Genomic DNA, 16,281 nt, shown 5'->3' on the forward strand with positions numbered 1-16,281 from the left:
TTTAACCCTCCTTAAACGCAATCAGCGAGGCAAAGTTAAGGTACTGGAACCAGGTCATCGAACGTGGAAAACCTGCTTGTTTCAAACGACCATGAAGTGCATCGAGGGTATCCGGCACCAGTACGTTCTCAAGAGCGGTGCGCTTCTGGCTGATTTCCAGATCACTGTAGCCATTGGCGCGCTTGAAATCGTGGTAGCGTTCTACCCGCCAGGCGTTGTCGCGCTCGTCGGCGTCGACGGTTTTCTCCGAGAGGATCATCACGCCGCCGGGTTCCAGCGCTGCATAAAGCCGCGCCAGTAGTGCATCGCGGTCGGCGGCGGGTAGAAACTGTAGGGTAAAATTGAGAATGATCATGCCCGAAGACGCATACTCTAGGGTACGAATGTCGGCTTCTTCGACCTGCATAGCGTACGCTGGGCACTCGTCAGCAAAGGTTTGCCGAGCCTGGGCGACCATGGCGGGCGATAGGTCAACGCCCGTATAGCGAAAGGCGTCAGGCGCCAGCGCCCCTGCCAGCGCAAGGCCGGAAGCGCCCAGCGAGCAGCCCAAATCATAGACATGGGCGCCATGGCGCAGGTGGCGCTGGGCAATTAAGCTCAACATGCCGAGAATTTGCCCGTAGCCGGGTACCGATCGGCGGATCATGTCAGGAAAGCAAGCGACCACCTTTTCGTCGAAAGAGAACCGCGCGACTCGGTCAAGGGGTGTCGAAAAGATAGCGTCACGGTAAGATGCATCACTCATGGGCAAGCCGGGATCATGGAAAAGGCGTGCTAGTTTACGCGCCCTTAATTGACGAGAACAGGCCTGTCTAGCACAGACTTACATAGAACAGCCCTGTTTAAGTTTATTAACCTGCTTAAAAAGCCCCGCTGCAAGGATCGACGCCACTGGAGAAGCTAAATGGCCTCAGCATCAAGCGCTACACCCGATACGTTACCCGCATGGCAAACGTTAAAGCATCACGCTGAAACGCTGCAGCATGTCCATTTGAAAACGCTGTTTGGCACCGAGCCTTCCCGCTGGGAGAGCTTTACTCGCCAGGTGGCGGGCTTGACCCTGGATCTTTCCAAGCAGCGCTGGGATGACGATACGCTCGAGCATCTGTTTACGCTGGCCAGTGAAGCGGGCGTACCCTCTGCTATTGAAGCGCTGCTGAGCGGTAAGCGAGTGAATGTCAGCGAAAACCGCCCGGCGTTACATACGGCGCTGCGTTTACCCGCCGATGCGACGCTGGAGGTTGAGGGGGAAGATATCGTCGCTGCCGTGCATGAAAGCCTTGCCCAAATGGAGCGCTTGGTCAGCAGACTGCACGCAGGCCAGTGGCGTGGTGCCACCGGCAAGCCGATTCGGCATGTGGTTAACCTGGGCGTAGGCGGTTCAGATCTAGGCCCACTAATGGTCACCCATGCCTTGGCAGATTTCCGACCCAAAGATATTCATCCGGTTGAGGTGCATTTTGCCTCCACCATGGATGGCTCGCAGTTAGCGGACTATCTGAGCCGGTTGAATCCTGAAACCACTATCTTTGTATTGTCATCCAAGTCGTTCACCACCATCGATACGCTCTCTAACGCTAACACCGCTCGGGAGTGGTTACTTAGTCGCTTAACGCAGCATGGCGCGACGCCGATTAGCGCTGAACTGGTGGTGCGTCAGCACTTTATTGGTGTGTCGGCGAGCCCTGAGAAAATGACCGAGTGGGGCATTGCGGAGGATCACCAGTTAACCTTTTGGGAGTGGGTCGGCGGGCGCTACTCGCTATGGGGCACCATTGGTTTACCCATTGCGCTGGTGGTAGGGATGGCGAATTTCCGCGAGTTTTTAGCCGGCGCGCACGCCATGGATCGCCATTTCGCTGAGGCAGAAATGTCGGAAAACCTGCCCGTACTGCTGGCGTTAGCGGGCATCTGGAATGTCAATTTCCTGGATATCCGCGCGCACTCCATTCTGCCCTACGATGGGCGCTTGGAGTATTTCGCCGCCTATCTTGAACAGCTTGAGATGGAGTCCAACGGCAAGTCGGTTACCCGTCAAGGCCAGCCGATTAACTACTCCACCTGCCCTGTGCTCTGGGGGCAGTTGGGCCCCAACGCCCAGCACGCGTTTTATCAGCTATTACATCAGGGAACTCAACCAGTGGTGTGCGATTTTATCGCGCCGCTCAAGCGGTACGATGAGGTGGAAGACCCGGATACCCGCCGCCATCTTAAAACCCAGCATCGCTTGGCACTGGCCAACTGTTTTGCGCAGTCCCGCGTATTAATGCTTGGTGATGACGCTTTGGAGGACGACGGCCCACGGCCAGAGCATAAGCGTTATCGTGGTAACCAGCCCTCGACGACGGTGCTGCTTGACCAGCTCACCCCAGCGACCCTTGGTTCGCTTATCGCGCTTTACGAGCACAAAGTCTTTGTTCAGGCGGTGATTTGGGATATCAACCCGTTCGATCAGTGGGGCGTTGAGCTAGGCAAACAGATTGCCACGGATACTCAAAAGATTATCGACCATGAGGGAGATCTATCGCGGATGGATGCTTCTAGTAAGGGATTGATTGAAGCATTTTGGGCGGCTGAGCAGGAGTGAATTAAGCAGATAGCGAGCTGGGGCTAACCCGGCGACAGGTCTACGAGGAGGCGCTGTAAACCCATCCATGGGCGCTACATTTGCCATCCATGGCAAATGACCTCCTCTGCGACCTATCTCCGGCGCCCCTGGTAACAAGCATGAAGCATGGCTAGATATACAGCTTTTTGCTTTTCCGCTATCCTGTGCCTCTTTGCCAGCCGCCAATCACTCGTTTCAGCAATCAATATGGCTGCCAGTACGATTTTTCAGGGAACCGACGTTACATGACTCAGTTTGATGCCTCTCAGTACGGCGCGAGTTCCATCGAAGTCCTGTCGGGCCTCGAGCCGGTACGTAAGCGTCCCGGTATGTATACCGACACCACACGCCCCAACCACCTTGCTCAGGAAGTGATTGATAACAGCGTCGATGAAGCGCTAGCGGGCCACGCCACCATGATTAACGTCGTGCTGCATAGCGACGGCGGGATTGAGGTGCAGGATAATGGCCGTGGTATGCCCATCGACCTACACCCTGAACACGGTGTTTCGGGCGTTGAACTGATATTTACCAAATTGCACTCGGGTGGCAAATTCTCCTCCACTAGCTACCGCTTCTCCGGCGGCCTACACGGGGTAGGTGTCTCGGTGGTTAATGCGCTATCGCGCCGGTTGGATGTCGAAGTTACCCGGGATGGGGCACGCCATGCCATGGCCTTCGAGTTCGGTGAGAAAGTCGAAGAGCTGCATGAAATTGGTAAAGCCCCCAAGCGGGCAAGTGGCACTTTGGTGCGTTTCTGGCCGGATGAGAGCTACTTCGATAGCCCCAAGTTAGCGCTAACCCGGTTGAAACACCTGCTGCGTGCCAAAGCGGTGCTGTGTCCCGGCTTGAAAGTCACGCTGGTAGAACCTGACGGCACTTCCACAGAGTGGGAGTTCGCCGATGGTTTGCGCGACTACTTAGTTGAAGCCACCGATGGTTATGAAGTACTGCCCAAGGAGCCTTTTGTAGGCCACTTCAATGACGACGAGCACGGTGTCGATTGGGCGATTCAATGGCTACCAGAAGGCGGCGAAGCGCTGCTGGAGAGCTACGTTAACCTTATTCCCACCCCTCAGGGCGGTACCCATGTAAACGGCTTTCGTTCCGGGCTGCTGGACGCGCTGCGGGAATTCTGCGAATACCGCAACTTGTTGCCCCGCGGCATCAAACTCACCGCTGATGACCTTTGGGAGCGCACCTCCTTTGTGCTCTCAGTGAAGATGCTCGACCCGCAGTTTGCCGGGCAAACCAAAGAGCGGCTGTCATCGCGCACGATTGCCGGTTTTGTTTCCGGCGTGGTTAAAGATGCTTTCTCGCTATGGCTGAACCACCATGTGGATCAAGCCGAAGCGATTGCCGAGCTGGTCATCAGCGCGGCGCAAAATCGCCAGAAAAAAGCCAAAAAAGTCGCCCGTAAAAAGGTCACGTCCGGCCCGGCCTTGCCCGGTAAGCTAGCGGACTGCTCCGGCCAAGACCCTGCCCAGAGTGAGCTGTTTTTGGTCGAAGGGGACTCCGCTGGCGGCAGTGCCAAGCAGGCGCGTAACCGCGAGACCCAGGCGATACTGCCCCTGCGCGGTAAGATCCTGAATACCTGGGAAGTGGAAACCCACGATATCTACGGTTCCCAGGAGGTGCACGATATCGCCGTCGCCATTGGCGCTGACCCCGGCAGCGCTGATCTGGAAAAGCTGCGCTATCACAAGATCTGTATTCTCGCCGATGCCGACTCCGATGGCTTGCACATTGCCACGCTACTGTGCGCGCTGTTTGTACGCCATTTTCCGAGCCTGGTAGACGCAGGCCATGTGTATGTCGCCATGCCACCTCTTTACCGTATCGATCTGGGTAAAGAAGTGCACTACGCCCTGGATGAGAGCGAAAAAGCCGCCATTCTCAAGCAACTGGCCAATAAGCGTGGCACACCTAATGTGCAGCGCTTTAAAGGTCTGGGTGAGATGAGCCCGCTACAGCTACGTGAAACCACCATGTCGACGGAAACCCGTCGCCTTGTGCAACTGACGTTGACCGTCGGCGACGGCACCATGGAAATGATGGATATGCTGCTGGCCAAGAAGCGTGCCGGTGATCGCAAAAAATGGCTGGAAGATTACGGCAATCTTGCCGATATCGAAGTGTAGGTAAAAGCAGACAAGCGTTAACAAGCCGTTGTTACAGTAACGCGTACTTTAGCCGATAGTTGAATGTAGAGCTTACATACTAAAAAGACGTAATAAACGTACATTCATATATAAGGGGAAGGCTTTTGTTTAACACGATATCTCGACAGTTAACGCTGTCTGCAGTCGTACTTATGCTTCTGATGGCGGCCAGTATTTACGGCGTAATGGCGTGGCGAGGTCAGCCGCTGGTTATCGATGCGAGCCAGTCATTGATAGAGCGTACGGGGGGCTCGATTGTCAATGCGCTCAATGGTCAATTAGCCCGGGTCGAAGGCAATACATCGAGCTTGGCGGCTTTGGCCGAATCGCTGCCGCGTGAAGAAGCCATTTACCTTGAGGCCTTGCCAAATGTCGTTGATGACAACGGCAATGCCACGGTGGCGGGCGGCGGTATTTGGCCTGAACCTGGCGCATTTTCCTCGGGTGTCGAGCGCTTTAGCTTTTTTTGGGCACGCAATGCCCAGGGCGAGCTGGAATTTTTGGATGACTATAACGCAAGCGATATTGCCGCCTATCATGATGAGGCATGGTACAGCAGTGCCCGTGATGCGACCCCCGGGCAGTGTGTTTGGTCTGCTGCTTATCGCGATCCGGCGACCGGCGTCGCGATGGTGACCTGTAGTGTGCCTTATTACCTCGATAATGACTTTGCCGGTGTGGCCACCATTGATATGCAGTTAAACGGTGTTGCTGAGTTTCTCGCCGAAAATGGTGGTGGAACGGGCGGCTATGCCTTTGTACTGGATAAAGATCACAACGTGATTGACCTACCGGGCGTTGAGCAGGCGTCGGATGAAATGCGCGGCCTGGGCGATTTAGTGGGGGATATGCCTTGGCTTCAGCCCGTTGTAGAGGCCGTTGAGGCTGGCCGTGATGAGGCCAATGTAGAAAGTGCGGGCGTATTGGACGAGCCTGCGGCAGTGCGTTTGTTTGATATGCCAGACACTGGCTGGACACTCGGCTTGGTAACGCCTAGCGAACAGGTAACAGCCTTGGCGCGCACCTTAACGCGTGATTTATTGATGTTTATTTTACCGCTGTTGGCGCTGCTGCTCGCGCTAGGCTGGTGGGGTGGGCGTATCTTGTTACGTCAGATTCGCAGCACTACTGGGCAGATTGATCAACTGGGCCAGGGCGGTTCCAGTCGTGAACTGACCATTTATCGCGATGATGAAATCGGCGAGCTACGCGGTGCTGTGAATCGCTACGCGGAGAAGTTGCAGCGCCTGTTTGGTGATGTGCGTGGCGTAGCGGATGCCATTGCCAGTGAATCGACGGAAATTGCCGCGGGCAATACCGAGCTTTCTAGCCGCACTGAGCAGCAAGCGGCTTCTCTGCAAGAGACTTCTTCTACGATGGAAGAGATGGCCGCTACGGTGAAGCGCAATGCTGACAACGCTCAAGAGGCGGATCAGCGAGCGAAAGAGTCAGCAGAAAAAGTGAAACAAGGTGGAGAGCAGGTATCACGGCTGGCGCAATCCATGGAGGCTATCAACGCAAGCTCTACTGAGGTCTCTTCGATAGTCGATGTGATTGAAAACATTGCCTTCCAAACCAATATTTTAGCGTTAAATGCCTCTGTAGAGGCGGCGCGAGCCGGTGAACATGGGCGTGGCTTTGCCGTAGTGGCCAGCGAAGTACGTGAGCTGGCGTCGCGTAGCGCTGCTTCTGCCAGAAACATTAATGGGCTGATTAAAACCACCTCAGAGCAGATTGCCACCGGTAGTGGCTATGCTCAAGCAGCTGAATCCGCCATGAAAGATATCGTGGTGGCGATTGAAGAGGTTACTGCACGTATTAGCGAAATCAGCCAAGCGTCTGGCGAGCAGACCAACGGTATTGATGAGATCAACCGGGCGGTCACGCAAATGGATACGGTGACGCAGCAAAATGCCGGGTTGGTTAGCGAAGCGGCGAGTGCTGCCAATGAGCTGTCATTACAGGCTCAGCGCTTAAAAGGGCTGTTAGACGAGTTTCACGGTAGTTCTCAAGAAGCGTCATCTACGGCAGCGCTATCCAATGCATCAAACGAAAGGTATCAATTAACATAGCGAGCCATGTTAAGTGGCCGCGTGTCCGCTTATCAGCCGCCCCAACAGGGGCGGTTTTGTTGTCAAGGTAGGATATGATCGACATGGATATTCAAGTAGCGGAAGGAGACGTCGAGCGTCTCTCCCTGCGCGACTACACCGAAAAAGCGTACCTCGACTACTCGATGTACGTCATTCTCGACCGCGCCTTGCCCAATATTGGCGACGGCATGAAACCCGTGCAGCGGCGGATAATTTACGCCATGCGTGAGCTGGCGCTGCACGCCAACGCCAAGTACAAAAAGTCGGCGCGTACCGTCGGTGACGTGCTGGGTAAATTCCACCCCCATGGGGATAGCGCCTGCTACGAAGCCATGGTGTTGATGGCGCAACCATTTAGCTACCGCTACCCGCTGGTAGACGGCCAAGGCAACTGGGGTAGCCCCGATGACCCCAAATCCTTCGCCGCCATGCGCTACACCGAAGCCAAGCTTTCCAAGTTCGCCGAAGTGCTGCTGGGCGAGCTAGGCCAAGGCACCGTCGATTGGGCGCCCAACTTTGACGGCACCATGCAAGAGCCGCTGGTACTGCCGGCCAAGTTACCCCATGTGCTGCTCAATGGTGGCACAGGGATTGCGGTTGGCATGGCCACCGATATTCCTCCCCATAATGTCTCGGAAGTGGTCGAAGCCACCTGTCATCTGTTGCGCAACCCCAAGGCGACCACCGCTGATTTAATGGAATTCGTGCCCGCGCCCGATTTCCCCACCGATGCAGAAATTATTACCCCGCCCGCGGATCTTCGGAAGCTCTACGAATCCGGGCGTGGCTCGGTCAAGCTGCGTGCCCGCTACATCCGCGAAGAAGCCAATATTGTTATCACCGCCGTACCCTATCAGGTCAGCGGTGCCAAAGTATTGGAGCAGATTGCCGCGCAAATGCAGGCCAAAAAGCTGCCCATGGTGGCTGACCTGCGCGATGAGTCGACCCACGAAGAGCCGACTCGCCTGGTCATCGAACCACGCTCCAACCGCATTGATGTAGAGTCGTTGATGGCGCACCTATTCGCCACCACCGACCTGGAAAAGAACGTGCGGGTGAACATGAACGTGATCGGCCTGGACGGCCGCCCACGGGTGATGCCGCTGCCCGAAATGCTGGGTGAGTGGCTGCAGTTCCGGCGCAGCACGGTGCGTCGTCGTTTAGAGCACCGCTTAGGCAAAGTCGAAGACCGGCTGCATATCCTGGAAGGCTTGCTAATTGCCTACCTTGATCTGGACGAAGTGATCCGCATTATTCGCGAGGAGGACGACCCTAAAGCCTCGCTGATAGCAACGTTTAGTCTCTCTGAGCGCCAAGCCGAAGCCATTTTAGAGTTACGCCTGCGTCACCTTGCCAAGCTCGAAGAAATGAAAATTCGCGGCGAGCAGGATGAGCTGGAAAAAGAGCGCAAATATCTAGAGGGGCTGCTGGGCAGCGAAGCCAAGCTCACTACGCTGATTGAAAAAGAGATCCGCGCAGCAGGTAAAGAGCATGGCGATGAGCGTCGCTCACCGCTGGTCGAGCGCGAAGAGTCCAAGGCGCTTTCAGAAGTGGAGCTGCTGGGCGCTGACCCGATTACCGTGGTGCTCTCCGATAAAGGCTGGATTCGGGCGGCCAAGGGGCACGATATCGACCCCGAGGGGCTCTCCTATAAAGCCGGGGATAGCTTCCAACTGGCGGCGAAAGGTAAAACCAATCAGCCGCTGGTGCTGCTGGATGACACCGGTCGTGCCTATACGCTGTCTGCTCACAATCTTCCCAGTGCGCGGGGGCAGGGGGAGCCGGTCACCGGTCGCGCGAACGTTGCCGCTGGGGCGAAAATGGCGGGACTGATGTTCGCACCGCCGGAGCGGCGCTTCGTGCTCGCCACTGACGGCGGTTATGGCTTTGTGGCACGGCTCGATACACTTACCGGTAAAAACAAAGCCGGTAAAGCGGTGCTTAGCCTGCCCAAAGGCTGCAATGTGATGGCGCCGGTTGAAGTGCCAGAGGGCGACGAGCTGTGGGTTGCCTCGGTTTCAAACGAAGGCCGGCTACTGCTGTTTCCCTTGGATCAACTACCGGAAATGTCCAAGGGCAAAGGCAATAAGATGCTCGATATCCCTGGCCCACGCGCTGCCCGCCGGGAGGAGTTTGTTACCGGCATTGTGGTTCTCGCTGCCAGTGATGCGCTGATGATTCATGCTGGTAAGCGCAAGCTAACCCTAAAAGCCGACGATTTAGCTTATTATCGTGGCGAGCGTGGCCGCCGCGGTAGCAAGTTGCCCCGTGGCTTCCAGAAAGTCGACCGTTTAGAGGCAGGAGAGTAAATAATGGCAGGAGCTAAGTGATGGCAGGCGGTGACTTGATCCTAACCGTTTTAGCGGCACGTTTAACCGCAGATATTCAATCCCAGGTAGATGCCCTGATCGTGCAATTTGGTCTGCAGAAAAGGAGCACCCGGCGACTTGCCGATCTGTCGTTACAGCAGAACTCGGTACAGCTGAGCAAGTGCATCGACTGTATCGAGCATCGTCTGGTAGGTGAGGTGGATGTTGAAGCGGTTCGTAATGCCGCACGGGTACTGAGCGAAACTCTGAGTGCTGATATTGTTATCCAAGCAGATACTCGTGATCACGTTCAGCCCCGTTTGGTGTGTTTCGATATGGACTCCACGCTGATCAAAGCTGAAGTGATTGACGAACTGGCCCGCCGCCATGGCGTGGGTGATGAAGTCGCAGAAGTCACCGAGCGTGCCATGCGCGGCGAGTTGGATTTCAAAGCCAGCTTTCGTGAGCGGATGAGCAAACTTGAAGGTTTGGATGAGTCCGTGCTGGCGGAGATCGCTGAGGAATTGCCGCTAATGGAAGGCGTAGAGCGCTTAATGGTTAACCTGAAGCACTTAGGTTTTCGCACCGCCATCCTCTCCGGCGGCTTCACCTACTTTGCTCGCCACTTACAGGAGAAGCTGGGCTTTGACGAGATCCATGCCAATGAACTGATCATCGAAAATGGCAAGGTAACCGGCGAAGTAAGTGAACCGATCGTCGATGCCGAGCGCAAAGCCGAACTATTAGAGTCCATTGCTCAGCGTGAAGGTTTTACCCTGGGTCAAACGATTGCGGTAGGGGATGGCGCCAATGATCTGAAAATGCTTGCCAAAGCGGGCATGGGGATTGCGTTTCGGGCCAAGCCCCTGGTGCGTGCCCAGGCGCGCCAGGCGATTTCAACCTCGGGCCTTGATGGCTTGCTCTATCTACTGGGCTATCACCAGCAGGATTTAACCCCGTAAATTCTGCTTTGGCACAGTCGCGCAAAGTGTCATTGCGAGGAGCTTGCGACGCGGCAATCTCAACCTGCGCAGGCGCAGTTCAACCCAAGATTGCCGCGCTTCGCTCGCAATGACAGATTCAGGATTGCCGCGCTTCGCTCGCAATGACAAAAGCGAGGTTGCTTAGCTTTCAGCCATGGCCTTTATCCGGGTGGGGTACCGGTTTATCGCTGACTTCTTCCGGGCGCAGCTCTACTGGCTTACCCTGGGTTTTATCAGCGTGCTTTAAACGCAGGTGCAAGCCGGACTTGGCCAGCAAGTGGGCGCTAACGGGGGCGGTAATGAACAGGAAGAGCGTAATCAACATTTCCTGAATATCGGGTTTGCCATCCACGCTCCAGAAATACATCATCGAAGCGATCAGCATACAGCCGATACCCAGAGTGGTGGCCTTAGTCGGGCCATGCAGGCGCATATAAAAGTCACGCAAGTGGGCCATCCCTAGCGAACCAATAAACACAAAGATGCCGCCAGCAACCAGCAGCAGCGAAATAACCGCCTCTATTACTCCTGACATAACGCCCCCTGGCATGAGCCTTTCTGGCATAGCGGCTGCCTCTTTATGGAGGCGACGATCACGGTACTCATTCGATAATATCTCCGCGCAGAATATATTTGCACACCGCAACGGTACTGATGAAACCTAGCATCGCGATCAGCAGCGCCGACTCGAAATAGGTTTTGCTGTTCAGCCATAGTCCCAGCAGCACGATCAGTGCAATCGAGTTGACGTACATAGTGTCCAGGGCGAGTACCCGGTCGGGCAGGCTGGGGCCGATGGTAAGCCGGTAGAGATTCATCAACAGTGCCATCACCACCAGGGATAAGGTGATATAAAGCGCAATGCTCAGCATTCGTAAATCTCCTTGAGCGGACGTTCGTAGCGCTCACGAATCTGGTTAATCAGCGCCTCCTCATTGTCTACATCTAAGGCGTGAATCAGCAGTGACTTGCCATCCAGGCGCAGATTGGCGGAGACAGTACCGGGAGTCAGGCTAATGGTGCTAGCCAGCAGCGTGATAGTAAATCGATCCTCTAGCATTAATGGATATTCAATAAAATGAGGTTTCATCCTTCGCCAGGGGTTGGCAATCAAATACGCGACTTCGAAATTGGCCACTACGATATCGCCTAGTACTCGAAGTACAAAGCGCAGTAAGGCGAGAGGCTTAGAGATCCGGGGGCGTGCATCCCAAAAGCGGTGGGTCAGCAGAGGGATCAAAATGGCTAACGAGCCACCGAGTACGAATTGACCAAAGGCGTAGCTGCGTACCAGCAGCAGCCAAACGACGAGCAGTAGTATCGATAAAATAGGCGTGGGTAGCCAGGAGCGCGGAGCAATCATTGGGCATCTCCAGCATCAGGTAGTAGCGTGCGAATCAGCACCTGGGGGTTGGCTAATTGCTCAGCCGTGGCTTGAGTGTAGCTGCTCACTGGCCCGGCCATGGCGACTAATAGAGGGGCTGCACTCAGCAGCCAAATAACCCCAAACCACTGGCAATGGGAAAGCGGCGTACCGCTGATCGTGCCCCGGTGGCTACGCCAAAACAGCGTAGAGCCGGCCCGGGAGAGGGCTATCAGCGAGGCTAAACTGGTTAGCAGCAGCAGCGGCCATAGCCATAGTCGCTGGGTGCCTTCGGCAGCATTGAGCATCAATGCTTTGCCGAAAGCGCCGGAGAACGGCGGGATGCCTGCGACGGCGATAGCGCCGACAAAAAACAACATGGCGAGTGCTGCGCCCTGCACCATAGGGCGGCCCTTGACTATGCGAGTACCCGCTTTGCCACGCTGGAGGCCAATCATTTCCGCTAGCAGGAACAGACCCCCGGTGATCAACGTAGTGTGGATCAAATAGTAGAGTAGTGCAGAGACCGCCTGTGGCGAGCGCATGCCGATACCCGCCAGCAGCGTGCCCACTGACACCAGCACCAAATAAGCCACCAGCAGTCGTAAGTCCCGTGCGGCCATTACCCCAACGCCAGCGGCCGCCAGAGTGGTAAGCGATAGCCACCACACCCAGGGCTGTTCCAGCGCCTCCAAACCGCCAGCGCTATCGCCAAAAATGAGCGAGTAGACGCGCAGAATGGCGTAAATGCCCACTTTGGTCATGATGGCAAACAGCGCCGCCACTGGCGCGGGGGCCGAGGCGTAAGCTTTGGGTAGCCAGAAGTAGAGCGGCAGAATGGCGGCTTTTAACCCAAACACGACCAGCAGCATCAGTGCCCCAGCGCTCACTAAGCCGTCACGCTCTTCGGGTAGTTCGGCTACCCGGATCGCCATATCGGCCATATTGAGCGTGCCTGTTGCGCCATACAGAATCCCCACTGCAATCAGAAACAGCGAAGATCCCGCTAGGTTGAGCACCACGTAGTGGACGCTGGCTTGAATGCGCGCTTTACCGCCGCCGTGAAGCAGCAGGGCGTAGGACGCCAGCAGCAGAACTTCAAAAAAGACAAACAGGTTAAACAAATCACCGGTTAAAAAAGCACCGTTAATGCCCAGCAGTTGCCACTGAAAAAGGCCGTGGAAGTTGCTGCCTTTTTCATCGTCACCAGCGCAGGCAAACACCACTGCGCCAACGGCCAATACGGCAGTCAGCAGTAGCATTAACGCCGAGAGGCGATCGAGTACCAATACGATGCCGAACGGGGCTTGCCAGTCACCCAGCGCGTAGTAGGTGATCTCCCCACTGGCGGCTTGGCGTAATAGGCCTATCGCAACCAGCAGCAGTAGCACCGTGGCCACAACACTCACCGTGCGCTTGTAACGCACTAATCCTTGGCGCTGATAGAGCAGCAATATGCCCGCGACTAGCGGCAGAACGACAGGGAAAACAATTAGATGCTGCATCATTCTCGGTCTTCCTTTTTACCGTCGACGTGGTCGTTCCCCACTTCACTCCGCGCCCGCATGGCCAGGATCACCACAAACGCCGTCATCGCAAAGCCAATCACTATGGCCGTGAGCACTAGTGCCTGGGGCAACGGGTCGGCGAAACCTGCACCCTCAGAGACAATGGCAGCGCCATCAGTGGTTAATCCCCCCATCGAAAACAGGAACAAATTCACTGCGTAAGAGAGCAGCGTAAGGCCCACCACGACCGGGAAAGTACGGCCGCGTAACGTTAGATAGAGGCCAGAAGCAGTCAATACACCGGTGGTCATCGCATAAAGCAGTTCCATTAACGAGGCTCCTTGGCAGAGGTGGCGGCGGCGCTGGCATCAGCATCCTGTTCGCTTGCTTCGGTCACCGGGCGGTGAGCGGTGGTGACCTTACCAAGGTTGGCAAGAATCATCAGCGTAGCGCCCACCACCGCTAAGTAGACACCCAGATCAAAGAGCAGCGCGGTGGCCAGTTCAAAGGTACCGATGAGTGGTAGGCTGAAATAGCCAAATGCGGATGTTAAGAACGGGTGACCAAATAGCCAGCTACCCAGCCCGGTTAGAGTGGCTATCGCCACCCCAATGACGGCTACCGGTTGGAAAGGGAAGTCCAAACGTTCTTGCGCCCACGCCACACCCCGGGCCATGTACAGCAGGATCAAGGCTACCGCAGTAATCAACCCCGCGATAAAGCCACCCCCTGGCTGGTTATGGCCGCGCAGGAAGATAAATGCAGATACCAACAGTGCCAGTGGCAGCAGCGTCATTGAAATTGACGTGAGTACCGCAGGGTAGCGGTCAGGTGACCATACCCGGCCTTCGCCGTCACTGTGCGGCATAAACAGGCGTAAGCGGTTCAGCAGCTTAAAGATCGCCAGGCCTGCGATGGCGAGTACGGTGATTTCACCCAAGGTGTCGAATCCCCGGAAGTCGACCAGAATCACGTTGACCACATTGTAGCCGCCACCACCGGGCTTGCTGTTTTCCACAAAGAAACTGGAAATCGACAGCGTCTCGCGGGTCATGACCGCGTAGTTAAGGCTGGCAATCACCAAGCCTAGCGTGCCTGCCAGCAACATATCGCGAACATTGCGCAGTGGGCTGGATTCGCGCGGGGTCTTTTGGGGCAAGAAAAATAGCGCCAGCATCAACAGGATCATGGTCACCACTTCCACCGAAAGCTGTGTCAGCGCTAAATCGGGTGCTGAGAAACGAGCAAAGGTGAGCGCCACAAAGAGCCCGACGACCGATAGCATCAGCAGAGAGATCAGCCGGTAGCGGTGAGTGGCAGCGGTGGCCACGCCGCCAAACATCAGCATCCCCGCCCCGAGTATGAGGATACCATCCAGCTCTTGATTGCCAGCAGCACCCGTTAAGTCAGTGATCTGAACCAGGCCGATCCCACCCATGACTAATGCGCCTAGCCAGAGCCAGCCCACATAACGCTGTAGCGAATTGCCTTCAAGCTTGGCAATAAGCTGCTCGGCGCGATAGCCCATGGAGACAAGCATGCGCTCAAACACCCGCCGAGCATCGACCCCGGCAAACTGCTGGGTAAATCGACGCACCTCGCCATAGCGCCAATAGAGTGCAATACCCACCACAAAGGCGAGCAAACTCATGATGAGCGGTAGATTCACGCCGTGCCAAATAGCCAGGTGGAAATCCAGTGGGCTACCAATCACCGCTTGGCTGGCGAGCTCTAATAATCCCGTTGCCATAAAAGCCGGGAACAGGCCCACTACCACGCACAGGGCTACCAATATTTCTACCGGCAAACGCATAAGGTGCGGCGGCTCGTGGGGCGATTTCGGTGGTGCTTCACGGGCCGGTTTGAAGAAAACGGCGTGCACCAAACGCAGCGAGTAAGCCACAGAGAGGATACCGCCCAGTGTTGCCAGCGCGGGCAATAGCCAACTAAGGCCGCCTAACACGGGCGTCGCTAGCGCTTCGGTGAAGAACATCTCTTTGGATAAGAAACCATTAAATAGCGGTACGCCCGCCATTGAGGCAGCCGCTAGCGTGGTCAAGAGTGCCGTCACTGGCATAGCTTTTTTCAGCCCGCCCAACTGTTTCAGCTCCCGGGTGCCGGTCTCGTGATCGATAATACCGGCACTCATAAACAGTGCGGCTTTAAAGGTGGCGTGATTCAGAATGTGAAACAGGGCAGCTAAAATCGCCATGGGGCTGCCGATACCCAACAGCACGGTAATCAAGCCTAAATGGCTAACGGTGGAGAACGCCAGAATACCCTTTAGGTCGGTCTTCATCAGTGCAAACCAAGCGCCATATAGCATCGTCACGATGCCCACTAGGGAGACCACCACGCTCCACAGCTCGCTACCCGCGATGGCTGGGTGCAGTCGTGCCATCAGAAAAATGCCCGCTTTAACCATGGTGGCCGAGTGCAGATAGGCTGATACTGGCGTGGGTGCCGCCATGGCGTGGGGCAACCAAAAGTGGAACGGGAACTGTGCTGATTTGGTAAACGCCCCCAGCAGTACCAAACCCAGCATAAGCGGGTAGCGGGAATCCGCCAGAATCACTTCGCCGCTAGCCAGTACATCGCCCATATTGAAGCTGCCCGCCATATCGCCCAACAGCAGTAAGCCCGCCAATAGCGCAAGGCCGCCCGCGCCGGTGACTGTTAGCGCCATGCGTGCGCCTTTACGGGCATCCGACTGGTGCGACCAGTAACCGATCAGCAAAAACGAAGAGAGGCTGGTTAACTCCCAGAAGAGCCATAGCAGAATCAGGTTGTCCGACATTGAAATACCCACCATTGACGCCATAAAAAGCATCAGGAAGGCGTAGAATCGGCCATAGGGTTCGTCTTTGGCTAAATAGTAGTGAGCATAAAGAATAATCAGCAGACCGATGCCGAGTATCAATAGGTTGAACAGCAGCGATAGCCCATCCAGGCGGAACGCCAGGTTCAGTGCCAGTTCCGGCATCCAGGTGACCGAAAAACGTAGCTGCTCGCCATCTAAAAGAGCTGGCACGTTGAGTAGCGTCATTACGAGGGCGGTAGCGGGCAGCACCGCCGTTGCAAGGGAACAGAAACCGCGCCCGCGCCGTGCGGTGAGTGCCGGCACCAGTACGCCTAGCAGAGGCAATAAGGCTATCCAAAGCAGTGTCATGGGGATCATCCAGCGGCTAAAGTAAAAAAAGTCAAAAGAGTACCAACAGGGCGTCTAAAGAGGCGTTCTGGTGGCGTAGGATACAT

General features: G+C 55.9%; 12 protein-coding genes. 5 read left to right on the forward strand and 7 right to left on the reverse strand.

The features are described 5' to 3' along the window. Position 1 precedes the first annotated feature (1 nt). Complete coding sequence (cmoA, locus tag LMS44_RS08215; protein ID WP_498947225.1) at positions 2-745, reverse strand: class I SAM-dependent methyltransferase; 744 nt, start codon at positions 743-745, stop codon at positions 2-4. 159 nt (positions 746-904) lie between these two features. On the opposite strand from cmoA, the gene pgi reads away from it, so the two are divergent. The 5 genes from pgi to serB all read left to right on the forward strand — a co-directional run bounded on the left by pgi (position 905) and on the right by serB (position 10,134). Continuing rightward, on the forward strand, positions 905-2,587 hold the full coding sequence (gene pgi, locus LMS44_RS08220; protein WP_498947226.1) for a glucose-6-phosphate isomerase: 1,683 nt from the start codon (positions 905-907) through the stop codon (positions 2,585-2,587). 266 nt (positions 2,588-2,853) lie between these two features. Continuing rightward, positions 2,854-4,749, forward strand: a complete 1,896-nt coding sequence (gene parE, locus LMS44_RS08225) for a DNA topoisomerase IV subunit B (RefSeq protein WP_009287735.1) — start codon at positions 2,854-2,856, stop codon at positions 4,747-4,749. 125 nt (positions 4,750-4,874) lie between these two features. After that, positions 4,875-6,842 carry a methyl-accepting chemotaxis protein gene (locus tag LMS44_RS08230; protein WP_233974805.1) on the forward strand — a complete coding sequence of 656 codons (1,968 nt, stop codon included), beginning with the start codon at positions 4,875-4,877 and terminating at the stop codon, positions 6,840-6,842. Positions 6,843-6,916: 74 nt separating this feature from the next. After that, on the forward strand, positions 6,917-9,172 hold the full coding sequence (parC, locus tag LMS44_RS08235) for a DNA topoisomerase IV subunit A (protein WP_235270479.1): 2,256 nt from the start codon (positions 6,917-6,919) through the stop codon (positions 9,170-9,172). A gap of 20 nt (positions 9,173-9,192) precedes the next feature. Then, positions 9,193-10,134, forward strand: coding sequence for a phosphoserine phosphatase SerB (serB, locus tag LMS44_RS08240; protein WP_498947227.1), 942 nt, complete (start codon positions 9,193-9,195; stop codon positions 10,132-10,134). A 169-nt stretch (positions 10,135-10,303) separates the two neighbouring features. Here serB and LMS44_RS08245 read toward each other — a convergent pair whose 3' ends face one another. From LMS44_RS08245 to LMS44_RS08270, 6 genes are all read right to left on the reverse strand, one after another. Then, positions 10,304-10,690, reverse strand: a complete 387-nt coding sequence (locus LMS44_RS08245) for a cation:proton antiporter (RefSeq protein WP_498947228.1) — start codon at positions 10,688-10,690, stop codon at positions 10,304-10,306. Positions 10,691-10,757: 67 nt separating this feature from the next. Beyond that, positions 10,758-11,027 (reverse strand): K+/H+ antiporter subunit F, encoded by a 270-nt coding sequence (locus tag LMS44_RS08250; RefSeq protein WP_138800045.1) that lies wholly within the window; start codon positions 11,025-11,027, stop codon positions 10,758-10,760. Then, complete coding sequence (locus LMS44_RS08255; protein ID WP_498947229.1) at positions 11,021-11,518, reverse strand: Na+/H+ antiporter subunit E; 498 nt, start codon at positions 11,516-11,518, stop codon at positions 11,021-11,023. Before LMS44_RS08255 ends, LMS44_RS08250 begins: the two co-directional genes overlap by 7 nt. Further along, the gene (locus LMS44_RS08260) at positions 11,515-13,026 is read right to left on the reverse strand and encodes a monovalent cation/H+ antiporter subunit D (RefSeq protein WP_498947230.1); all 1,512 of its coding nucleotides are present in this window, start codon (positions 13,024-13,026) and stop codon (positions 11,515-11,517) included. The genes LMS44_RS08255 and LMS44_RS08260 overlap by 4 nt, the downstream gene beginning before the upstream one ends. Continuing rightward, positions 13,023-13,355: a Na+/H+ antiporter subunit C gene (locus LMS44_RS08265; RefSeq protein WP_022523997.1), complete on the reverse strand. Its 333-nt coding sequence runs from the start codon at positions 13,353-13,355 to the stop codon at positions 13,023-13,025. Before LMS44_RS08265 ends, LMS44_RS08260 begins: the two co-directional genes overlap by 4 nt. Continuing rightward, entirely contained in the window at positions 13,355-16,195 is a 2,841-nt protein-coding gene (locus LMS44_RS08270; RefSeq protein WP_041158019.1) for a monovalent cation/H+ antiporter subunit A, read from the reverse strand. Before LMS44_RS08270 ends, LMS44_RS08265 begins: the two co-directional genes overlap by 1 nt. Positions 16,196-16,281 lie beyond the last annotated feature (86 nt).

It is taken from the genome of Halomonas profundus, assembly GCF_020865425.1.
Lineage (GTDB): Bacteria > Pseudomonadota > Gammaproteobacteria > Pseudomonadales > Halomonadaceae > Vreelandella > Vreelandella titanicae.